Source organism: Bacillus sp. AK031 (genome assembly GCF_053903065.1).
Genome location: NZ_CP096424.1, coordinates 3,667,556 through 3,688,985 on the forward strand (window position 1 = coordinate 3,667,556; position 21,430 = coordinate 3,688,985).

The 21,430-nt window shown below is 46.2% G+C and carries 22 protein-coding genes; all 22 read right to left on the reverse strand.

Annotation, left to right across the window (positions count from 1 at the left end; translation table 11 throughout):
* Positions 1–14 precede the first annotated feature (14 nt).
* The 22 genes from M1E09_RS18735 to M1E09_RS18840 all read right to left on the reverse strand — a co-directional run bounded on the left by M1E09_RS18735 (position 15) and on the right by M1E09_RS18840 (position 21,352).
* Positions 15–1,019 (reverse strand): 3-oxoacyl-ACP synthase, encoded by a 1,005-nt coding sequence (locus M1E09_RS18735; protein ID WP_456272336.1) that lies wholly within the window; start codon positions 1,017–1,019, stop codon positions 15–17.
* Positions 1,016–1,210, reverse strand: coding sequence for a hypothetical protein (locus tag M1E09_RS18740; RefSeq protein WP_456272337.1), 195 nt, complete (start codon positions 1,208–1,210; stop codon positions 1,016–1,018). Before M1E09_RS18740 ends, M1E09_RS18735 begins: the two co-directional genes overlap by 4 nt.
* A 12-nt stretch (positions 1,211–1,222) precedes the next feature.
* A complete protein-coding gene (locus M1E09_RS18745) occupies positions 1,223–2,230 on the reverse strand; it encodes a branched-chain amino acid ABC transporter permease (RefSeq protein WP_456272338.1) in 1,008 nt (335 codons plus the stop codon).
* Positions 2,231–2,235: 5 nt separating this feature from the next.
* The gene (locus M1E09_RS18750) at positions 2,236–3,096 is read right to left on the reverse strand and encodes a branched-chain amino acid ABC transporter permease (RefSeq protein ID WP_456272339.1); all 861 of its coding nucleotides are present in this window, start codon (positions 3,094–3,096) and stop codon (positions 2,236–2,238) included.
* Positions 3,097–3,107: 11 nt separating this feature from the next.
* Positions 3,108–3,815, reverse strand: a complete 708-nt coding sequence (locus tag M1E09_RS18755; protein ID WP_456275033.1) for an ABC transporter ATP-binding protein — start codon at positions 3,813–3,815, stop codon at positions 3,108–3,110.
* Positions 3,799–4,566, reverse strand: a complete 768-nt coding sequence (locus tag M1E09_RS18760; RefSeq protein ID WP_456272340.1) for an ABC transporter ATP-binding protein — start codon at positions 4,564–4,566, stop codon at positions 3,799–3,801. The genes M1E09_RS18755 and M1E09_RS18760 overlap by 17 nt, the downstream gene beginning before the upstream one ends.
* Before the next feature lie 413 nt (positions 4,567–4,979).
* On the reverse strand, positions 4,980–6,221 hold the full coding sequence (locus tag M1E09_RS18765) for an ABC transporter substrate-binding protein (RefSeq protein WP_456272341.1): 1,242 nt from the start codon (positions 6,219–6,221) through the stop codon (positions 4,980–4,982).
* Positions 6,222–6,492: 271 nt separating this feature from the next.
* Positions 6,493–7,278 (reverse strand): SDR family oxidoreductase, encoded by a 786-nt coding sequence (locus M1E09_RS18770; protein WP_456275034.1) that lies wholly within the window; start codon positions 7,276–7,278, stop codon positions 6,493–6,495.
* 180 nt (positions 7,279–7,458) lie between these two features.
* Positions 7,459–7,614 (reverse strand): DUF1540 domain-containing protein, encoded by a 156-nt coding sequence (locus M1E09_RS18775; protein ID WP_456272342.1) that lies wholly within the window; start codon positions 7,612–7,614, stop codon positions 7,459–7,461.
* A gap of 293 nt (positions 7,615–7,907) precedes the next feature.
* Complete coding sequence (locus M1E09_RS18780) at positions 7,908–8,372, reverse strand: DUF305 domain-containing protein (protein ID WP_456272343.1); 465 nt, start codon at positions 8,370–8,372, stop codon at positions 7,908–7,910.
* Between the two features lie 172 nt (positions 8,373–8,544).
* Positions 8,545–9,321: a 3-hydroxybutyrate dehydrogenase gene (locus M1E09_RS18785; RefSeq protein ID WP_456272344.1), complete on the reverse strand. Its 777-nt coding sequence runs from the start codon at positions 9,319–9,321 to the stop codon at positions 8,545–8,547.
* A gap of 18 nt (positions 9,322–9,339) precedes the next feature.
* Positions 9,340–10,662, reverse strand: a complete 1,323-nt coding sequence (locus M1E09_RS18790) for a GntP family permease (protein WP_456272345.1) — start codon at positions 10,660–10,662, stop codon at positions 9,340–9,342.
* Positions 10,663–10,692: 30 nt separating this feature from the next.
* Positions 10,693–11,340 (reverse strand): 3-oxoacid CoA-transferase subunit B, encoded by a 648-nt coding sequence (locus M1E09_RS18795; protein ID WP_456272346.1) that lies wholly within the window; start codon positions 11,338–11,340, stop codon positions 10,693–10,695.
* 12 nt (positions 11,341–11,352) lie between these two features.
* A complete protein-coding gene (locus tag M1E09_RS18800) occupies positions 11,353–12,018 on the reverse strand; it encodes a CoA transferase subunit A (RefSeq protein ID WP_456275035.1) in 666 nt (221 codons plus the stop codon).
* Between the two features lie 251 nt (positions 12,019–12,269).
* Positions 12,270–13,631: a sigma-54 interaction domain-containing protein gene (locus M1E09_RS18805; RefSeq protein ID WP_456272347.1), complete on the reverse strand. Its 1,362-nt coding sequence runs from the start codon at positions 13,629–13,631 to the stop codon at positions 12,270–12,272.
* A 174-nt stretch (positions 13,632–13,805) separates the two neighbouring features.
* On the reverse strand, positions 13,806–14,951 hold the full coding sequence (locus M1E09_RS18810) for an IS4 family transposase (protein WP_456272348.1): 1,146 nt from the start codon (positions 14,949–14,951) through the stop codon (positions 13,806–13,808).
* 203 nt (positions 14,952–15,154) lie between these two features.
* Positions 15,155–16,534, reverse strand: coding sequence for a putative bifunctional diguanylate cyclase/phosphodiesterase (locus tag M1E09_RS18815; protein WP_456272349.1), 1,380 nt, complete (start codon positions 16,532–16,534; stop codon positions 15,155–15,157).
* Positions 16,516–17,202 (reverse strand): MHYT domain-containing protein, encoded by a 687-nt coding sequence (locus tag M1E09_RS18820; protein WP_456272350.1) that lies wholly within the window; start codon positions 17,200–17,202, stop codon positions 16,516–16,518. The genes M1E09_RS18815 and M1E09_RS18820 overlap by 19 nt, the downstream gene beginning before the upstream one ends.
* 281 nt (positions 17,203–17,483) lie before the next feature.
* The gene (locus tag M1E09_RS18825; RefSeq protein WP_456272351.1) at positions 17,484–18,029 is read right to left on the reverse strand and encodes a response regulator; all 546 of its coding nucleotides are present in this window, start codon (positions 18,027–18,029) and stop codon (positions 17,484–17,486) included.
* 87 nt (positions 18,030–18,116) lie between these two features.
* A complete protein-coding gene (locus M1E09_RS18830; RefSeq protein ID WP_456272352.1) occupies positions 18,117–19,145 on the reverse strand; it encodes a fatty acid desaturase in 1,029 nt (342 codons plus the stop codon).
* Positions 19,146–19,359: 214 nt separating this feature from the next.
* A complete protein-coding gene (locus tag M1E09_RS18835; RefSeq protein WP_456272353.1) occupies positions 19,360–20,820 on the reverse strand; it encodes a protein adenylyltransferase SelO in 1,461 nt (486 codons plus the stop codon).
* A 262-nt stretch (positions 20,821–21,082) separates the two neighbouring features.
* The gene (locus M1E09_RS18840; RefSeq protein ID WP_456272354.1) at positions 21,083–21,352 is read right to left on the reverse strand and encodes a hypothetical protein; all 270 of its coding nucleotides are present in this window, start codon (positions 21,350–21,352) and stop codon (positions 21,083–21,085) included.
* Positions 21,353–21,430 lie beyond the last annotated feature (78 nt).

Here is a 21,430-nt window from a genome sequence, read left to right on the forward strand (position 1 = left end):
TACCATCCTTCCTTTCATCCCCAGCGAATCACATTGGCGCCCCATGCATACCCGATCCCCGCGCTGACCAGAACGACAATATCACCCGGTTTCAGCAGGCCCCGTTCCTCAGCAAGCTGAAGCGAGATGATCTGGTCCATCTGGCCGATATGCCCGTAGTCTTCAAGATAGATAGACTTTTCCTGCGGCACGCCCAGCTGCTCCAGCACGTAGTTATGGGCCGACCTTTTCATATGGAGCATCGCAACATAGCCGATGTCCTCCTGGGTACAGCCGCTTTTCTTCAATGCTTCACGGATGCACTTCAGGAAATTATCCATCGATTTCTGCTCTAGCCGCTCCTTCATACCTTCAGGATCAAGGACATCGAGCTGATAAAGCCCAGCCTGCAGACTTTCTGCGGTCAGTGGACTCTTTGTGCCTCCGACAGGGACGACAACATCCTCTGAAAATGATCCATCCGTGATCATGTGGGTGCCGAGGACTGTATTGTGATTACTATCTTTTTCGAGAATCATTGCCGCTCCACCTGCTCCGAGATTATACATAAATCTCGTTCTCGGATTCCCGTAGTCTATGAAATCAACATTGCGGTAGCCGCCGGCGAGCAGGACAGTGTTGATATCGGGATCAGCCGCCATCATATCTTTGGCCATTTTGACCGCCATGATCGCCGTACCGCAACGGAGTGCGACATCAAAGGCAAATGCATTCACTGCGCCGACTTCCTGCTGCAGCTTGATAGCCGCCGTCCAAAGCGGGTACTCTTTATATTCTTCGCCTATATAGATGACCATATCGATTTCGGCAGGATCCACACACCCTTTTTCAATCGCTTCCCTGGCTGCTTTTATGCCCATTTCACATGTATGGTCGTCCGGACCTGGCAGCGGTTTTTCTTTTATTCCCAGCTTTTCGATGATGATGCTTTCCGGTAATCCGGTTTTATCTGCCAGTTCTGCTGCTGTCATCTTTTTTTCTGGAATGTACACTCCCATGCTTTTTATCCCGGCATTCATTTCCGCTCCCCCTCGGGCTGGAGCTCCAAGCTGTTCACGGTCCTTTTCATATAATCCATCGCCTCTTCAAACGAATCAAAGGATAATTCACTCTCACCCTGTACATGGGTCAGTTTGATTCGATAATCCTTTTTTTCCTGCGACTCCATTACATGGCACCGGACGATAAATGAAGTGATGAGCTGATTCAAATGGATTCCCCCTTACCCGGCAATATTCTTTTCTGCATCTGCTTCCTTTTTGTTCTTCTTCACTTTTCTGTTTTTAAAAACACCCTGGATTGTCCCGGCGATTCCTTTTGGAAAAAAGATGACAGCCAGTATATAAACGGTTCCGAATAAAATGATCCATCTTTCGAAGATCCAGTGGACATCCGACAGATCCGACAACCAGTGGTGAGCGAACTCTACAAGAGCTGCTCCGATAATCGGGCCGACCAGCGTGCCGACTCCGCCGATAATGGTCATTAACAAAGCATCCAATGTCACATCCGTCGCAAACACACTCGTATCGACAAACCGGAGTGACAGCATGTATAAAATCCCGGCTAAACTGGCGACAACGCCGGAAACGACACTGACGATGACCTTGTAATGAAGAACATTATAACCAAGCGATTCTGTACGCCCTTCGTTCTCCCTTATTGCCAGCAGCACCCTTCCAAGCGGTGATTCCGTGAATCTCTTCAAACCGAAGAACACAAGTACCATGACGACCAGGCACGTAAGATACAACGTCGTCCGGTCTTTGAATATATCCGGTACCGAGAAAGTAAATCCGTCTGCTCCTCCCGTCACGCTTCTCCACTTTTCCGCAGCGACCAGGAACAAGCCGGCGAGCGCCAGGGTCAGCATTGCGTAAAAATGACTTTTCAACCGAAGCGTCAGCACCCCGACTATGAAACTGACAACACCTGCAACGGCCACCGCGATTAATACGCCGGCGAACAGTGTCAGCATCGTAGGCTCCTGCCTGTCGAACATGACAGCCGCCGAATAAGCCCCGATTCCGAAGAACATCGTATGTCCGAACGACACAATCCCGGTGTAGCCGAGCAGCAGATCATAGCTCATCGCGAAAATCCCCAGGATAAAAATCTGCATCATCAGGAACAAAAGGCTTCTCCCAGTCACCATAAAGGGAAGGACTGCAAGCAAGGAAGCGATGACAAGATAGACCCAAGTGCTTTGATTCAAGCGTAATTGCTGCATGTATCTCACCCCTTCACCTTAAATAGTCCCTGCGGCCTGAAAATCAAGACAACCGTCATCAAGAGCATGTTGACAGCCAGTGATAACGCCGGGACATAATAGGCCATATAGGCCTGCGCCAGCCCGACAAGGATCGCAGCCAGCAATGAGCCAAGAAAGCTTCCCATACCACCGATGACGACTACTATGAAGGCGAGGATCCCGAACTCCAGTCCCATTTCTGCGTAGATGACACCTGAATACGGAGCCATCAGCATCCCGCCCAATGCCGCCATTGCCGCTCCGACCATGAAGACAAGCATGAACACGATCCGGATGTTGATCCCGAGCGTCTGGATCATCTCCTTATTCATGACACCCGCGCGGACGATCAGGCCGATCCTTGTTCTTTTTAAAATAAACGAAGTAATCGCAAACACGATGAGTCCGACGAGGATGATGAACAGACGGTACTTGATCAAGATGACATCGCCGACCATGAAACTTCCCTCCAGGAAAGCCGGCGGGTTTGCTGCTTTCTGGTCCGGCCCGAACACGACTTTGATCAGCTCGGAAAGCACCAGCATCAACCCTAATGTAATTAAAATCTGCTGTGTATGATTGCCGTAAACAGGGCGGATAATCAGATATTCGGTTACCGCTCCCAGCACAAGCCCAGTGATAATCGCAACGATAATGCCGACCCAGAAGGATTCTGTCATGTTGTAAGCCCAGACGCCGCTGAAGGCACCCCACACGAACAATCCTCCATGAGCAAAATTAAGGACGTCCATCAGGCCGAAAATCAGCGTCAGTCCAGCCGCCAATAAAAAGATGAGCATGCCGGTAGCCAGCCCATTAATGGTTAAACTGAATAGTAAATCCACATTCCCGCCCCCTATGCAATCCCAAGGTATTTTTTCATCAGAACTTTATCTTGTTTCAATTCATTCATCATGCCGGTATGCACCGTCTGGCCGTCATCGATGATATGGAAGCTGTCCCCGATCTTGCTGGCCATGATGAAGTTCTGTTCAACGAGCACAATCGTCGTTTTTTCCTTCATCTGCTGGATCGTTTCCATTACTTTCTCAACGATGATCGGCGCCAGGCCCTTGCTCGGTTCATCGATTAACAGCAGTTCATTATCGTTCACATAAGCCCGGGCAATCGCGAGCATCTGCTTCTGCCCTCCGCTCAATTGTCCCCCCGGCTTTTTCCAAAATTTCTTGAGGTCCGGAAACAGCTCAAGCACCCATTCCAGCAGCTTCGTCGTTGTCTCGTCTTCCTTTTGCATCGCCACCCGCAGGTTTTCCCCTACCGTCAAGTCGGAAAAAATCCCCTGGTCCTCCGGCACATAGCCGATGCCGCTTTTCGCAACCATATATGGCTTCCATTTCTTGATTTCCTCGCCCTTGAACTTGATGCTGCCAGAAGTCGCCGGGTTCAGTCCCATAATCGTCCTCAGGGTCGTCGTCTTCCCGGCACCGTTCCGGCCAAGGAGGACCGTCACCTCGCCCTTCGGCACCTCAAAAGAGATGTCATGTAATATATGAAACTGCTCAATATGTGTCTGCACGTTATTCAGTTCAAGCAAGGTGCTCATCATACAACCCTCCCAGGTACGCGGACTGAACCGTTTCATTTTCCATGATTTCAGCAGGACTGCCTTTTGCCAGCAATTCCCCGTGAAACAGGACCATGACTTCATCCGACAAGTCCAGTATCATATCCATCTTGTGTTCGATTAAAACAATCGTCTGGTCTCCCTGCGCCTTGATCTTCCGGATGACCTCGAGGATTGCGGGAACTTCTTCTATCGACATGCCTGCCGTCGGCTCATCCAGCAGGAGGACATCGGTTTCAAGCGCCAGCAGCATCGCTATTTCCAGCTTTCTTTTTTCCCCATGCGCAAGGCTGCTCGCAATCGTTTCTGCTTTTTCTTTGAGAAGGACCATTTCCAGCAATTGAAGAGCCTTTTCTTTCATCGACTTATAGTGCCGGTAATGGGCAAAAATCTGATACCTGACCTTCTGCTGGGACTGGACCGCCAGCCGGACATTTTCCAGGACGGTCAGATTAGGAAAAACATTCGTGATCTGGAAGGAGCGCCCGATTCCGAGCCTTGCCCTGTTTGTAGGGGATAAGGACGTAATATCTTCTCCTTTGTAAAAAATCTTCCCTTCGGTCGGGGACAACTGCCCGCTCAGAAGGTTGAACAGGGTCGTCTTTCCGGCTCCATTGGGCCCGATGACCGATGTGAATTTCTTTTCTTGGATTGACATGGAGACCTGGTTTACCGCACGGTGGCCGCCGAAGTCAATGGATAGATTCTCTGATCTGAGTATGTCTTTCATGGAGAGTCACCTCGTTTCTTATTTGTTGGAGGTTTTCATTGGTTAGTGTTGGTTCCAGGTGCTTCATTTTGTGGTTTTTTGGTTTTGATGTCCTTCGCTTCTCTGGCGCGGTACATCATTTTGTGGTTTTTTTGGTTTTGATGTCCTTCGCTTCTCGAGCGCGGGGCATCATTCTGTGTTTTTCTGGTTTTGATGTCCTTCGCTTCTCGAGCGCGGTACATCATTCTAAGTTTTTCTGGTTTTGATGTCCCTCGCTTCTCTGTCACGGGACATCAGTTTGTGTCTTTCTGATTTTGATGTCCTTCGCTGCAAGGGAGAGGAACATCATTCTACTTTTATCATGCATTTTCACTTCTTGGTCACCGGTTAGAATACATACCCTCGCCAATAGCTGGCAAGGGTACGCTTTTTTCCTATTGATTTAGTATCGGCGGTTCTGTTTCTTCCGGTGTCAGCACACGCTTGAGGACCGGTACCGGATAATCCATGCCGTCTTTCTTTACTAACGTGATCGCATACAGCGACTGCATAGCCTGGTGATCTTCAGGGCGGAATGTCATCGTTCCTTTCGGCGTTTCGAAGCTCATTCCTTCCATCGTGTCAATCAGTTTCGCTGAATCTGTGTCACCTTCTGTATTTTTCAGTGCTTCAACAATTGAAATCGCTGCGCTCATTCCACCAGGAGTGAAGAGATCAGGCACTTCGCCGTCAAAGCGTTTCTTATGCTCTTCGACTAACCAATCATTGACTTCATTGTCAGGCAGGTCATGATAGTAAACCGTGAACCCTTCCATTCCGACAAGCGGCATCATTGTGGAAAGTGCTGCGATATCTGGAGCACCGGTTGAAATTTTGATTCCCTGCTCTTGAACCTTCATATCAGAAATCTGGTTCCACGGGGAGTTCGCACCCGCCCAAATGACGAACAAGTAATCGGGGTCAGAGTTGACGATCTTTTGGATATTCGCTGTAAAATCTGTTGCAGTCGGATCGGCATATTCTTCATGGACAATATCTGCTCCTAAATCTTTTGCTGCCGTTGTAAAAGCTGCCACCCCGTCACGTCCGAATGAGTTATCAGGAGCAAGTGTTACAATTTTGACTCCTTCTTTCGCAATCGCTGCTGCCCCTGCAACTGCATCCTGTGAAGAGTTGCGTCCTGTACGGAAGATGTATTCATTGAACTCAGAACCTGTGATGCTGTCCGCAACAGCCGGTTCAACGACCATGATTTTTTCATACTCTTCCGCAAGCGGTGTCACCGCCAGTGTATCCCCGGAACTTGAAGACCCGACAAGGAAATCAACCTTATCTTCTTCAAGAAGCTTGAGCGCTTTCTGTCTTGCAACCTTTGGATCCGTTTCAGTATCTTCATAGATGATTTCAATTTTCTTCCCTGCAATTTCGCTTGTTCCGTCTGTTGCAAAGTCAATTCCAAGCTCAAATCCTTTTTTCGTCTGATTTCCGTAAGCTTCCAATGCACCCGTCAAAGAAGCCAAAACCCCGATTTTAACTGTTTCCTGGGCTTCGTCTCCTCCATCGCTTCCCCCGTTATTCTCAGTTCCGGAAGTCTCTTCATTATTCGAACAAGCAACCATCAACACCGCGACCAACAGAGACATAAGAAAAGCAACACCATACCGCTTCCAAGCCATACATGTTTCCCCCTCATCTAAAATAAGATCAACTGCTGTCCTCATCATAAGAAACAGCAGTTACAACCGAGTTACAAATGGGGGAGGCCGGTCGCTTTATCACATTAAAGCACTAAGAGGGACAGTCCCCTGTTACTTTAAAGTAACAAAGGACTGTCCCCCGCTGCGTTAATGCAGTAAAGCGTCTTTTTTGAGCACTAAAAAAGACTTCCCATATATATAGGAAGTCCTTCTATTAATCAAACGTTTGATTAATAGTGTGAGATCGTTCTTATATGTCCATTTCCCAGCGTTCTTTCTGGGTTTTCTTTAATTGTTCCTCTGTTTCTTTTGGATAGACGGTACGGAATTTATGATGCTCGGCCGGGATGATTTCGATCATCTTTTCAATCATATCTTCCGGATCGAACTGATCTTTCAACCCTTCTGCCATCTTCTCCATGTCTTCTTTTCGCGTGAAATTCTTTTCGTCATCGAACCATTTGTAGATTTCCTCGTGGCTCCGCTTGTTGAAGCCTGTCTCGAATGCGCCCGGGTTGATGGTTGCAACCTGAACGCCGAACTCCTCAAGCTCCGCTTTCATCGTCTGCGCAATCCCTTCAACAGCATGCTTCGTTGCCGTATAGGGACCGACATAAGGAGTCGCTGAAATCCCCGCCATGGAACTCATGAACACAATCTTTCCGCTGCCTTTTTTTACGAATAGGCGGGCTGCTGCCTGAGCTGTTTCCAGTGTGGCAAAAACATTCACCTCAAACAGGGCACGGAACCTGTCCATCGGTACTTCAGCCAACGGACCGCCTTCATTAATTGCAGCATTTGCCACGAACACATCGAAATCATATTTTTCTATTTGCTCCCGGTCGCGGGGATTGGTGATATCGAGCTTGAATACTTCCATATCAAGACCCAGGTCTCTTGCTTCTCTTAAAAGATCTGTCTTCTGAGAGGTTATTTCCGTTGTCGCAATGATCTTGTGGCCTTTTTTCGCCAGTCCGAGCGCTGCACCCCTTGCAAGGCCGCTGCCGGCACCGGTGATAAAAATCGTTTTGCTCATCATAATACCTCCTATTCCAGTGTCCTATTTCATCTTCCCATTCACTGAGAAAATGAAACTCTCATAATGCACTTTACCACTTTAAAGCGCGATAAGGGACTGTCCCTCTTCGTGCTTTAAAGCAGTAAAGCAAACAACCCATAAATAGAGGCAGCCTTTGGTGCGGCTGCCTCTCCCGTATTACACTTCAGGTTCAAATGTTTTGCAATCTGTTTCTTCACTGTCTTTTGGTTGTCTTTTAGTGTGGCTGCTGACGAAAATCTGGTCAGCCATGCATTTTCGTCCGTCTCGATTGTGTACACAGTTACTTACTTCACATAGTACATCTTGTGCCATAACTGTACACCTCCTTATCTTTTTTTAGCAGAACGTGTTCTCTAAACAATAGATGTGGAAGATTGTACTTATCTTTTAAATACCCTGAGTGTTCATGATTAAACAATAGACTGATAATTAATGTGGATAACTATTTTTTTACAAAAAAAGGCGATGTGAATAACTCAAAATCCAGTGAATATGTGGATAACGGCGGTGTATAACTCTTCACTGACGGATAGTGTGTTTCTTATTCATCCATAAAAAATAGCCCCCGGCATACACCGGGAGCTGTATATTTCTCAACAACCATTCTAATCTTCACTTCCACCTTCATCTTCCAGGTCTTCTATCAAATTTTTCATCTCAGCAATTTCTTTACGCTGTGCTTCAATTATTTCTTTTGATAATTCTTTTACGCGCGGATCGGATATCTCTGCGCGCTCACTCGTTAAGATTGCAATAGAATGATGGGGAATCATCGCTTCCATGTAATCCTGGTCATCGACCAATGTCTGGCTTCTCATTAGGAATAATGAGACACCAAAGATTAAAACACTGCCTATAACAATGCCGATATTAGCTTTCTTGTTTTTCAGCATATGAGTCATAAATGCGAGCATGATGACGGCCATCGTTGCGCCCATCAGCAAGGCCATATAAGCCCTCGTCTCACTAAAAAATACATGGTCAACCTTATATGTGCTCAAATATTTAAACATGAACATTATGATGGTCGATGTGACAACCATCGCCCCGAACCTTAAATATGGCTTCATAGCAGCCCTCACTCCTTTAAAATTCTGGTTATTAAGTACTAATACCCGAATTTCATAGGAGTATTCATATAATAGCCGGGGGTACTTTAACACTTTAAAGCACTAAGAGGGACAGTCCCTCTTAGTGCTTTAAAGCGGTGAAGGGGACTGTCCCCTTCACCGCGCTAAAGTATTATTGGACCGTATAGCCGCCGTCAAGGACGACCGCCTGGCCTGTGATTCCCCTTGCACCCTCTCCGCAAAGGAAGATGGTGTATCCGGAAATTTCTTGTACGGATAATAACCGTTTTTGCGGCACGAGCGGGTAAATGACATCTTCGAGTACTTTCTCTAATTCCACTCCCCGAGTTCTCGCTATATCCCCCAGCTGATTGCGTACCAGCGGGGTATCCACATAGCCCGGACACACGGCGTTCACCGTCACTCCATGTTCAGCAGCCTCCAAGGCAGCCACTTTTGTTAACCCTATAACTCCATGCTTTGCCGAGTTATAAGCAGCCTTGCCGGCAAAGCCGATCAGGCCATTAATCGAGGCCATATTGATGATCCGGCCGAATCCCTGCTTTTTCATAACCGGAAGCGCATGCTTAATGGCAACAAACGGCGCAGTCAACATGACTTTAATCAGGAACTCGAATTTCTCGGTAGGAAAATCCTCAATATTGGAAACATACTGCAGCCCCGCATTGTTAATCAGAACATCCAGGCTTCCATACTGGTTCACTGTTTCAGTGATCGCCTGCTCGATTTCTTCCTCAGACGTCACGTCACATTTAATGCCGATCGATTCATACCCTAAGTCTGTCAAAGCCTTCGCAGCCTCTTTTACTTTATCTTCCTGCAAATCTGTCAGCACCACTTTAGCACCCTGCTCCGCGAAATCTTTTGCAATCTCATAGCCGATTCCTTGCGCAGCACCTGTTATGAAAACTACTTTATCTTTTACCATTAAACCTTCAACTCCTTATTAAATCCCAACACCAAGGGAGAATAATAGAATCGCGATGGCCAGGCCGATCAATGGAACGATCACGGTCAACGCCCCTACTGCACCATATGCAGCCGCATGGGTTTCATTACAGATTGAACGGATCGTCGTCACGACATATCCATTATGCGGCAATGAATCGAGAGCACCTGATGAAATCGCTACCGTACGATGCAGAGCCTCCGGATTGACCCCCATATCCATATAATGCGGTGCCAGAATCGGCAAGGCAATCGCCTGTCCTCCAGACGCTGAACCTGTCATACCGGCAATCACGCTGACCGCAATCGCTCCGCCAATCAGAGGCGAACCAGGAATACTTGTCATAGCAGCAACCGCTGTATCAAAAGCAGGGACCGCTTTTGCAACTCCGCCAAATCCCACTACTGCCGCGGTGTTACCGATGGCGATCAATGCACCCAGCGTGCCCTCCGAAACAGCACTCCAAAAACCTTTGAAATACTTGCGGTTTAATAGATAAGCAGAAAGAACCCCGCCGAGCAATGCAATGATTAATGCTGATTGTTTCATAGAATCATGGAAAATAAATGCAAGAATAAGAACGACTAATAGAGGTACCAGCCCCATTAGCGGATTCGGCAGCGGCCTGTTACCGTCAATCACCGGGTCTTCCTTCCGCACTTCAAACCTTTCACCCTTCGCAACCGCTTTTGATATCATGCGTTTCAGCCACCAGTAGCCGAATACAGCCATGAATACAGCAACAATCAAGCTGACTTCCAATCCTGCATAAGGACTTGTTCCTAAGTACTCAATCGGTATCCAGTTCTGGATTTCCGGAGAACCTGCAGATGTCATCGTAAATGTCACCGAACCGAAAGCAAGTGCCGCAGGAATAAAGCGCCGTGGCAGGTCGGCCTGCTTGAACAAACTGACGGCCATCGGATAAACCGAGAATGCTACAACGAACAAACTTACACCGCCGTATGTCAAAACGGCACATGCCGCAACAATTGCAAGTACAGCAAATCTCATTCCCATTTTTTCAACAACGAAACGCGATACACTGTCAGCAGCACCGCTGTCTTCCATCACTTTCCCGAATACTGCTCCGAGCAGGAACATCAGGTACCAAGCAGCAACAAAGCTTGTAAAACCTGACATATAGTTTCCGACAAAGTTTGCCTCTCCTTCTTCTACCAGCTGCGGAAATAATGGCATTCCGCTTAAAACAGCAACAAATAATGCCGCAATCGGTCCTACAACAAGAATATTCATCCCCCTCATTGCTAAGACAATCAATAAAATGAGTCCCCCGATTAAGCCAATCATGCTTAACATGAAAGCTCCCCCTTTGTTTTTAAAAAATAATTATTGTACATCACTTACATCTAAATCCGGTTCAGTGGAGTTAATAACGTCCTCTACGGTGAACCCTTCAAATACTTCGACCAGCTTCAAGCCGATTTCTGTTACATCAATGACCGCTCTCTCTGTGATAATGCGGTTAACTACGCCTTTGCCTGTCAGTGGCAGGCTGCAACCGTTTACAATTTTAGGTGTACCATTCTTTGATACATGATCCATGATCACGATGATTTTCCTGGCGCCGTGGACGAGGTCCATCGCTCCGCCCATCCCTTTGATCATCTTGCCTGGAATCATCCAGTTTGCCAAATCACCAGATTCAGAGACTTCCATTCCGCCGAGGATTGCAACATCCACATGTCCGCCGCGGATCATCGCAAAAGATTCAGCAGAGTCAAAATAAGAAGATCCCGGAATGGCCGTGACCGTTTCTTTTCCCGCATTAATCAAATCCGGATCGACTGCCTCCTCGGAAGGGTATGGCCCGATGCCAAGCAGCCCGTTTTCTGACTGAAGCACGACATGTTTGTTTTCTGCAATATAATTCGCCACCAGGGTCGGCATCCCGATCCCTAAGTTGACGTAATCACCATCATTGATTTCTTGTTCTGCCCGCCTGGCGATTCGTTCTCTTACTGCATGCTTATCCACAGGAATTCCTCCTTACTTTGCTGTCGTTCGTTTTTCGATTCTTTTTTCCTGTTTTGCTTCTATCATTCTCTGAACATAGATTCCCGGTGTCTGAACTTCATTTGGATCGATGGAGCCGATTTCAACTAGTTCTTCGGTTTCAGCGATGGTTACCTTTCCCGCCGCCGCGATCATCGGGTTGAAATTTCGTGCGGTCTTATTGTAGACAAGGTTTCCTGCACGATCTCCTTTTGCCGCCCTTACAAGGCTGAAGTCAGCAGTCAAGGCTTCCTCAAGGACATATTCTTTTCCATTGAATATCCTTGTTTCTTTCCCCTCGGCAACGGCCGTCCCGACACCGGCCGGGGTGAAAAATGCCGGAATGCCTGCTCCGCCAGCACGTATCCTTTCCGCCAGTGTTCCTTGAGGTACGAGCTCGACTTCCAATTCACCTGATAAAACTTGTCTCTCAAACTCTTTATTTTCGCCGACATAGGAGCCGATCATTTTCTTGATCTGCCTTTTTTCCAGCAGCAGTCCGAGCCCCCAGTCATCCACTCCGCAGTTATTTGAAATGACCGTTAAATCTTTGACCCCTTTTTCAACAAGAGCAAGAATCAGATTTTCCGGTATTCCGACCAGACCGAAACCGCCAGCCATTATGGTCATGCCATCCTGAATGCCTTCTATAGCTTCCATACAATCACTGTAAACCCGCTTCACAGAGTCCCACTCCTTTCACAGCTGTTATAAAAATCAGTTCATTTATTTAATAAGCAAGAATTGTGCCAACTTTTCAAAAGTTAATATATCAACCTTGTCTAAAATATGAACTTTCACCCATTCCAGATTTCCGGACAAAAATGTAAGCGTTTTAAATAAATTCTGATATTTCCGCCAATAAAATAGCGTCCGGAAACCTGGACTGAATTCCAGATTTCCGGACACTTCTATTCGATCCCAAACTTATTGATTTTTTCATACATACTGGATTTGCTGATTCCCAATGCTTTGGCAGCTGACCGTTTATCGCCGCCATATTTTTTCAGTGTCTGGAGAATCACTTTTTTCTCTGTTTCCTCCATTATATCTCTTAGATTCTTTTCTCCCAGTTCATATGGACTTTGACTTTTCATATAAGGAGGCAGCGATTCCTTCGTGATGATTCCGTCGCTGGTAAAATAGGTCGATGCCTCAATGACATTTTCCAGTTCACGGATATTTCCCGGCCAGCTGTAATTATTCAGTATCTGCAGAACTTCCGGATCAATTCCCTTTATCCGTTTCCCTGACTTTTCAGAGGCCTTGCCTATAAATTTTTTTGAAAGAAGAGGGATATCTTCTATCCTTTCTTTTAAAGGCGGAACAACGAACGGGACAACGTTGATTCTGTAGTAAAGATCTTGCCTGAACAGCTTTTCTTCAATCATCTTTTCAAGCGGGCGGTTCGTGGCTGCAATTATTCTCACATCCACTTGATTCGTTTTAGACGATCCTACCGGTTCAACTTCCCCTTCTTGGAGGACCCTTAGAAGCTTTGCCTGCATATTCAACGGCATATCGCCAATCTCATCAAGAAACAGAGTGCCTTTGTCTGCCAGCTGGAATTTCCCTTTTTTCCCGCCTTTTCTGGCACCGGTAAAAGCTCCTTCCTCATACCCGAACAGTTCCGATTCGAGCAGCTGTTCCGGGATAGCTGCACAATTCACTTTGATAAAAGGCTGCTGGCTTCTTTCGCTCAGCTGGTGAATGCTGTGGGCAAACAGCTCTTTTCCCGTTCCGCTTTCACCTCTGATCAATATGGAGATGTCACTCGGGGCAATCGTCTGGACTTTTTGCTTCAGCTCATCCATCGCGGGCGTGCTTCCCCAAATGTCCGTTAATGTATATTTCGCACCGTTGTTGATGTCCTGTATGTAGCTTTGCATTGTAGAGAGCAGGTTTTTCACATGTGAACTCATCTGTTTCCATTCACTCGTGTCACGGAAAAACACCGATCCGAAAGCGCCAATGCATTCACCGTCGACAATGATTGGAATCCGGTTGGCGATCATATAATTTCCCTTTATGTATTGAAGGTCGGCAATCTCTGCTTTACCTGATTCGGCAACAAGATGCATCCTCGTATTTTCAATCACTTCCGTCACATGGCTGCCGACAGCCTGATCTCGATCCACCTTCAGAAACTCACAATAATTCTGGTTGATGAAAAGTATCCTGCCTTCACGGTCAACCACCACCAGCCATTCAAACGCATTCTCCAAAATCGTCTCAATCATATCCACCGATACATTCCCCAATAAACTCTTCATAAACGGCTCCCCTATGTATGAAAATTTCGTCATTTTTACTGTTTATTCTATCACAGGACGCATGAGTGAGAAACGGCCGCTTTCCCCCTTTAAAGCACTAAGAGGGACAGTCCCTCTTAGTGCTTTAAAGTATTAACGCGCTGAAAGGGACTGTCCCCCACGGGTGTTGATTAGCTATATTTTTCCAAGAGATTGGCACAGACTTCCCCTTTGTTCAAAAAGGGACTTGTTTGCACACCTTACCTCCACAGGTAAGGTGTGTGCTATGTAACGACGAGTGAATTCTATAAAGGTGAAAGAGTGCAGGATATCCCACTCTTCTTTTGTTTGATTGTAAATCCAGCGTAAAAGAAAGTAACTGATAAGAGTGCCATAAACCTGGCTATATACAGAGTTCGGCGAATTTCCAAAGAGATTGGAAAGATCCAGATTGCCTTTTACCCAACGGAAAAACAACTCGATTTGCCAGCGGAGCTTATAGATATAAGCAATGTCTTCAGGGGACATCATCATTAAGTTCGACGCAACTCTTATTCTGTTTCCTTCGTTGTCGGTAAACGTAACCACTCTGAATCGACTCTTTGTCTTACGGGAACGTTTTCCGATAAAGGCTGTCAGGTCTTCTTTCACATTGCCCCCTTCATCAATAGGTACACTGTGTTCCTTCTCTTCCGAGAGAGAGAAGGAGTTAGCGACTCTAATCACAAAGAATTGGTCGTGTTCGTGTAAATCCTCAAAGTCTCTCGTCCTTGCATATCCTCTATCTGCGGTGATGATGGACAGAGGCTCCGAGTCTTCATATAGCTTGGGTGCTACCATGACATCGTGGTGGCGTCCGGTTGTATGGATGACCTGGGTAGGTTGTCCTTCTTCTACATCGAATTTTGTATGGAGACGAATAGCGTGGCGAGTACGGGTGTAACCCGCCCAGCTCCTATCTGGATGTTGAAAAGTAATGGTTGTGGAGTCGACCGCGAATAGTTTATAGGGTTTTAACAGCGCTCGGCGCATTCCACGCCCTAAGCGATTGACTAAGCGAGAGAATAATTCTTGAAGGATCTGATAAGGGACCTTTTGAGCCTTTTTGGCAAGGGTTGAGTGGTCAACTGAAGGCAAACTGTCTTCTTGGGGCATCTTGGTTTCGGCCTCTCGAAAGCTCTTCCAATCTTTCGCAGAGGAAATGACAAAAAAGCGTACCAAATCGCTGGCGGAAAATTTTCTTGCCGTGTCACGATAACCCCACTTCTCACAGAGTCTTTCCACCTCTTCGTCAGTAATGAACGTTTGAAGAACCTCGGATAATTTGTTAAAGTTAGTCAATGAAGCCACTCTCCTTTTTAGTGTTGTTAGAGGTAACAAACATTCTAAAAGAGAGTGGCTTTTCTTGTCTAATGATACCGCTTATTTTACATTTAATGGATAATCAACACCCGTGGACAGTCCCTCTTCGTGCTTTAACGCAAAGACGCGCCGGGGGACTGTCCCCGGCGCGTCTACTTTACTAAAATCTGATCTTGATCTTTTCACCCAACAACCGCAACTTCCCTTTCACTCATCCAGGTAATAATCTCTTCAGCCCTTCTTGGTTGTGAATAGTAATACCCCTGAATATGAGGATTTTCGGCCATGGATGTAATGAAATCAACCTGTTCCTTGGTTTCGATTCCTTCAATGACGACTTTCAAGTTCAATGAATAACACAATGTGATGATGGCCCGCAGGACGGATGAATCTTTTTCACACGATGGCACACGGTCGACAAAGGATTTATCTATCTTGATGGTTGATATCGGAATCTGCCTAAGATAGGACAAAGATGAAAGACCTGTCCCGAAGTCATCCAGTGCTACGGAGAGGCCCAGCTCCCTAAATTTTTCTACGGCAGTAATGGCATTATCGATATCGTGAATGACACTCGTTTCGGTCACTTCCAATTCTATGAACCGGCTTTCAACCCTATATTTTGCGACACTCTGATCCAGGACAGCCAGGAGCCTTGAGGAGGTCACATATGCTCCAGGAATATTAATGGAAACTTGCTGGCGGGAAACACCTTCATTGTCCCATCTGGATATTTGCCTGCACACTTCATCAATCACCCAGTCGGTTACATCGAAAATCTTCCCATTTGCTTCTAATATAGGAATGAATACTCCCGGAGAAATCATTCCGAATTCTGGATGATCCCAACGCAATAACGCCTCAAGACCCGAAATCTCCCAGTTTTTCGAACTGACTTTAGGCTGGTAAACAATAAATAGCTCTTCCTCTTTTATAGCCCGGTCAATATCAAGGACAAGCTGATTTTCAAAACTGTACCGGTGGATATTTTGATCATACTCTACTAATTCATGCTTGTACTTAATGGACGGATGTTGAAGGACAGCCATATTATTGGAGAAAAGCTCCTTAACATTCTCATTTTTTTCCGTATGAGAAAAGGCACACACCATCTCAACCATAACCTGATGATCCCCTGCCATGAGGGGGTGTTGTAATACCGATAACAGCTTTTCCAATCGCTTTTTGAATTTTTGATAGCTGTGTCCCTCTGGAGAAAGCACGGCAAACCTGTTTCCCTCAATTCGATAAACCTTCGAACCGTCTGGGAAATACAGGAGGATATTATTTTTCACAGCCTCTATGATTCGATCTCCGAAGTCATAGCCCTGAGCGTTCGTCCACCTCTCCAGGTTATGAATGTGGAGGATGGCTAAGCCGTCCCCCCTTCCGATTGCCTGAAGGTCTTTTTCAAATTGTCTTTGATTAGGCAGCAATGTCAATGAATCAAAATAGTTTAATCGGTAATCAACATAACGGTCGAGTAAACTGGTTAAGCTGGACAGGACCAACAAGATGGCAATACCGATGGTGACAGAAGTGATTAGCAAGGGCATGTCCATATGCATGTGCTGCAAGTTTGCGCCTGGAGGTTCCTCAGTATAGAACACCACTGCAGCCATTCCGGTATAGTGCATATTGTTATGGCCAAGCCCATTATGACTGATGTACCGACCTTGATCAGTAGATTTCCCATATACTTCTGGAGTGTCGAAAATATAAATAGGGCTACATAGGAAACTACCACGGCAATGGCGATGGACGACAGGAAAATCCAAGGTCTGTATACATATTCCGCTTCCATTTTCATTGCTGCCATGCCGACATAATGCATGGCCGAGATCCCAAGACCCATAATGACACCTGCAAAAAGATAAGACCAGTGAGTCGTGTTTCTTCTGTTTGCAACAGAGAAAGCCAGATAAGAAGCTAACACTGCAGGCAGCACAGACAAGATGGTCAAAGTAAAATCATAATTCATGGGTACAGGCAGCATAAATGCACTCATCCCGATAAAATGCATGGACCAGATGCCGAGCCCCATCGCAACCGAGGCCAAAGCAAGCCAGAATTTCCTTGAAAAAAAGCTCGTTTGCTGCATTCTTTGGTTCATGGACAGTGCTGTAAAAGAGGCACCGCAGGCAATAATAATGGAGAGGATAACAATCAATAGAGAATATTTTCCATCAAGCAAATATATCGAATCTGTATCAGGTACGGAGAACATCATTTCTCAACCTACTTTTCTAAAAAATGGACTTATCACATCTATATATCGGCCGCATTCCCCAATTCTTTATTATTGCAGCACATTGGACTGTACATTCCTTTACTATAGTAAAGCACTAAGAGGGACTGTCCCTCTTAGTGCTTTAAAACGTTAACGCAGTGAAAGGGACAGTCCCTTTCACTGCGTTAACGCGTTAATCATTCATAATATCGCGCTGGAACCAACAAAAAAGGAGATGGATTCGTCGTCCATCTCCTTTTTATATGCCCGTTTGGCTTAAGCTAACCAGCGGGTATTTTGATTTTATCTTTGAATGTAGTCAAATAACTTTTGACTGTATCCAGTGTTTTATTAGGCTGAACGCCTGGCGCTGATACGATTTGCTCGTTTGCAGACAATGAATTTGCACTATCCGCTTCAGGTGTTTCCTCATTCTCATTCGAAGTTTCCACGAGCTGTGGAGAGTATATCCGGTCTCCCTCCATGATATTGCGAATCGATAATGCTAACTCTTCACTTGGAATGTCTTTTGGCAAATACCCTCTGACATCGGCATCGACTACTCGCTGGAAGTTACCGGTTTCCGCAAAAGTCGTTAACACCATTAGCTTGCTCCCGAATGGTTTGAGCATTTCCATAGGGCTAACTTTTTCAAAAAACTCCATATCCATCAAAAATATATCCGGGCGAAGTTTTTCCACAAGAGCCAGCACTTCGTCCCCTTTGCCAGACTGCCCGACCACTTCCATATCATCTTCCAGGTTGAGCAGGGATCCGATGATACCCAACAACAATTCTTGATCCTCTGCGATTACTATGCGAATCATGTATGTTCTCTCCTTTTCGGGCAGTTGCTATGCAAAGGCCCTCCTTCTATCAAACGGTAAAAGGAGAGCCGGCAAGGAATGATGAAATTAAAGTTCCGGTTTCGCTTCAGCCGAGATGCGTTTCTCAGCAACAGACTTGATGCCTTCTCTAAAGCTTACAAAGTTCTTCTTGTCCTCATCCCAAAGGCGGAAACGCAGCGATTGCAAGCTTGTAGCAAGAGTGATTGTCGGTACGTGCTGCAATGCCTCTGTGTTATAATGCGCCTCTTCAAGCCTATAGTTCGGAACCCGTGGGCTTAAATGATGGATATGGTGAAAGCCGATATTCCCTGTAAGGAACTGCATAACTTTTGGAAGCTTATAGAATGAGCTTCCTTCGACTGCTGCCAGCACATATTCCCATTCACTGTTCTCTTCAAAATAGGAATCCTCGAACGTGTGCTGTACATAAAACAACCAAATACCTATAGAACCTGAAATCATGAAGATTGAACCTTGTACAAGCAGAAACGACTGCCAGCCAAGTGTCATGCCAAGAAGCGCAATGACCGCCACAATGATTACATTCACTAGATACGTGTTGTTGCGTTCTTTTTTTCTTGCACCTTTACGGTTGAATCTATTTTTTAAAAGAAAAACATAAATCGGACCCAATCCGAACATCACGAGTGGATTTCGATAAAAACGGTACGCCAGCTTCAGCTTCAGAGGCGCTTCCTTATATTCTTTCACAGTCAGTGTCCAGATATCGCCGGTACCCCGTTTGTCGAGGTTTCCGCTTGTCGCATGGTGGACGGCATGATCATGTCCCCATTGGTCGAACGGGAACAGAGTCAAGACACCCATGACTGTTCCGACGATACGATTGACACGTCGGCTTTTAAAGAAAGAATAATGGGTGCAATCATGAAATATAATGAAAATTCTTGTCAGAAATCCGGCAGCCAGCACCATTGGCACTAAAGCCAGCCAATAAGACACAGATAAGCTTTGGTATGCAAGAATCCAAAGAATAACAAATGGACCCACAGTGTTGATGATCTGCCATACACTTTCCTTTGTCGTTGACTTTTCGTAGGGAGCAATTTCTTTTTTCAAAGTTTTAAGGTTTGTCATTTGGTTGAATTCCCTTCGTTTGTTGATAACTATAGTATAGGTCTGAAGGGAATTCTTGATAAGTAGTAGGTGTCATATGCAGGGTATGACAAGTGTCATGTATGGCCTGTCCAGCCTTGCTGTTAAAGGGTTTTCTTTGATAAAAAAAATAGAAAAAACCAGAAATTTTTCCTCTTTTCAGAGAAAATTCCTGGTCTTTCATTATGATTCTCTATCAGGTACCGCAGAATGTGCGGTATGGGCCATCTGAGTCAGGCGGCAGCTTGGCGTACTCTGCCTGTTCCGGAGAATGGGCATATGGATCAGCTAATGCCGCAAGCAGCCGCTCCATCACACTATAATCGCCGCTTTCCACCGCTGCTTCCAGTGCTTCTTCGACTCGATGGTTCCGCGGGATGATGGCAGGGTTCGTTTTCCTCATTAGTTCATGAGCTTCTTCTTGTGTTTCTTCCTGCCTTCCCTGTCGTTCCTTCCAGATGTTATACCATTGCTCAAATTCAGGTTTCCCGTACAGCACTGTGTCCTCCGGTTTGTCAAAGGTCAGCGCTGCGAAGGTGTTCGTAAAGTCTGCTTCATATTCATGCATCTTGCTAAGCAGAATATCGATGAGTTCCTTATCTTGTTTCTCTTCATTGAAAAGACCAAGCTTTTTCCTCATTCCTGCGAGCCATTTGCTATGGATCAGTTCAGGGAATCCGGAAATCGCCTCCTGAGCAAGTTTCAGCGCCTGTTCCTGGTCATCATGCAGAAGCGGCAGAAGCGACTCCGCAAAACGGGCAAGGTTCCACCCGGCAACTGGAGGCTGGTTGGCATAAGCATAGCGCCCTTGCCTGTCGATTGAGCTGAAGACCGTTTTCGGATCGAACGTATCCATGAAAGCACAAGGGCCATAGTCGATCGTTTCCCCGCTGATCGTCACGTTATCCGTGTTCATTACGCCATGGATGAACCCGACCATCTGCCATTGCGTCACAAGCGACGCCTGGCGGTTGATGACTTCCTTCAGCAGCGACAGATAGGGATTGTCATCCTCTTTGATTTCCGGATAATGGCGCTCTAATGTGTAATCAGCGAGTGCCTTAAGTTCTTCCGGTTCGCCAAAATTGGCGGCAAACTGAAAGGTGCCGACCCGGATATGGCTGGCCGCCACCCGGGTTAGGATCGCTCCAGGCAGTTTCGTTTCACGGATTATATCCTTGCCTGTTGTCACCACAGCAAGGCTTCGTGTCGTCGGGATGCTTAGTGCATGCATCGCTTCACTGATGATGTATTCACGCAGCATCGGCCCAAGTGCAGCACGGCCGTCCCCGCCGCGGGAGTAAGGTGTTTTCCCTGACCCTTTGAGCTGTATATCATAACGTTTCCCTTCAGGCGTGATTTGTTCGCCAAGCAGCACCGCACGGCCATCCCCGAGCATGTTGAAATGCCCGAATTGGTGTCCCGCATAGGCTTGGGCAAGCGGTTCAGACCCTTCAGGGAGCTTATTTCCCGCAAAAATCTCCGTGCCTTCTTCGCTATTCAGTGCCTCGGTATCCAAACCAAGCTCTTCCGCCACAGCTTTATTAAAAATGACCCTCTCCGGTGCAGCTGCCGGTTCCGGCTTCCTGAGAGTGAAAAACTCGTCTGGAAGGCTCGCATAACTATTCTCTAAATTCCATCCTGGATTTTTCGTCATCGTATCTCCCTTTGTTCATGTGTCATATTTAAACAAGGATACTCCTCATCATCTGTTTTCCATCTTAGCATAGTCACACTTATTCTCTGCCCCAAAAGGCTTATTATACGCTTTACGCCTTTAAAGCACTAAGAGGGACAGTCCCTCTTAGCGCTTTAACGCGTCAACGTATCAGCTGTCCCCAGCTGCGGCAATTCAAAAGAAAAAACCATCCGAAAAAGCGGATGGTTTTTTGTGAAGATAAGCCTTTTCTCAAGGTATTCTATTGTAAGTGCCCGTTATATTCCTTCACAATCTCCTTCGCCTGTGAATAGTGAGCATCATCGACCTTAAACTCCACTACATGAGGGTTATGATCTTCTTCACCATAACTGCCGCTTCTGCTGAACACATCTCTCACCATATCCCACAGGTTTTTATCATTCTCGGGCACTTTCTCCACCTTTACATCAGTCGCCCTCACGGATTGAAGCCTGACTTTAACATCCTCTGCTTCATTTTCGTTTCTGAAATAAGCTTGTATATGTTCCATCCTTCTACCACTCCTGTTGTAAAAATAGTCTTATTATAGTTAATACCTTTATCGCTTGCCTTTAAAACTGCTGGTTAA

Excerpts from the sequence above, each read along its gene's own strand:
- M1E09_RS18735 (WP_456272336.1), bottom strand. The coding sequence starts at position 1,019 with ATGAATGCCGGGATAAAAAGCATGGGAGTGTACATTCCAGAAAAAAAG.
- M1E09_RS18805 (WP_456272347.1), bottom strand. The coding sequence starts at position 13,631 with ATGAAGAGTTTATTGGGGAATGTATCGGTGGATATGATTGAGACGATT.
- M1E09_RS18790 (WP_456272345.1), bottom strand. The coding sequence starts at position 10,662 with ATGTTAAGCATGATTGGCTTAATCGGGGGACTCATTTTATTGATTGTC.
- M1E09_RS18760 (WP_456272340.1), bottom strand. The coding sequence starts at position 4,566 with ATGAAAGACATACTCAGATCAGAGAATCTATCCATTGACTTCGGCGGC.
- M1E09_RS18800 (WP_456275035.1), bottom strand. The coding sequence starts at position 12,018 with ATGGAAGCTATAGAAGGCATTCAGGATGGCATGACCATAATGGCTGGC.
- M1E09_RS18840 (WP_456272354.1), bottom strand. The coding sequence starts at position 21,352 with ATGGAACATATACAAGCTTATTTCAGAAACGAAAATGAAGCAGAGGAT.
- M1E09_RS18785 (WP_456272344.1), bottom strand. The coding sequence starts at position 9,321 with ATGGTAAAAGATAAAGTAGTTTTCATAACAGGTGCTGCGCAAGGAATC.
- M1E09_RS18775 (WP_456272342.1), bottom strand. The coding sequence starts at position 7,614 with ATGGCACAAGATGTACTATGTGAAGTAAGTAACTGTGTACACAATCGA.
- M1E09_RS18830 (WP_456272352.1), bottom strand. The coding sequence starts at position 19,145 with ATGACAAACCTTAAAACTTTGAAAAAAGAAATTGCTCCCTACGAAAAG.
- M1E09_RS18825 (WP_456272351.1), bottom strand. The coding sequence starts at position 18,029 with ATGATTCGCATAGTAATCGCAGAGGATCAAGAATTGTTGTTGGGTATC.
- M1E09_RS18745 (WP_456272338.1), bottom strand. The coding sequence starts at position 2,230 with ATGCAGCAATTACGCTTGAATCAAAGCACTTGGGTCTATCTTGTCATC.
- M1E09_RS18770 (WP_456275034.1), bottom strand. The coding sequence starts at position 7,278 with ATGAGCAAAACGATTTTTATCACCGGTGCCGGCAGCGGCCTTGCAAGG.
- M1E09_RS18780 (WP_456272343.1), bottom strand. The coding sequence starts at position 8,372 with ATGAAGCCATATTTAAGGTTCGGGGCGATGGTTGTCACATCGACCATC.
- M1E09_RS18820 (WP_456272350.1), bottom strand. The coding sequence starts at position 17,202 with ATGATGTTCTCCGTACCTGATACAGATTCGATATATTTGCTTGATGGA.
- M1E09_RS18755 (WP_456275033.1), bottom strand. The coding sequence starts at position 3,815 with ATGAGCACCTTGCTTGAACTGAATAACGTGCAGACACATATTGAGCAG.
- M1E09_RS18765 (WP_456272341.1), bottom strand. The coding sequence starts at position 6,221 with ATGGCTTGGAAGCGGTATGGTGTTGCTTTTCTTATGTCTCTGTTGGTC.
- M1E09_RS18835 (WP_456272353.1), bottom strand. The coding sequence starts at position 20,820 with ATGACGAAAAATCCAGGATGGAATTTAGAGAATAGTTATGCGAGCCTT.
- M1E09_RS18815 (WP_456272349.1), bottom strand. The coding sequence starts at position 16,534 with ATGGACATGCCCTTGCTAATCACTTCTGTCACCATCGGTATTGCCATC.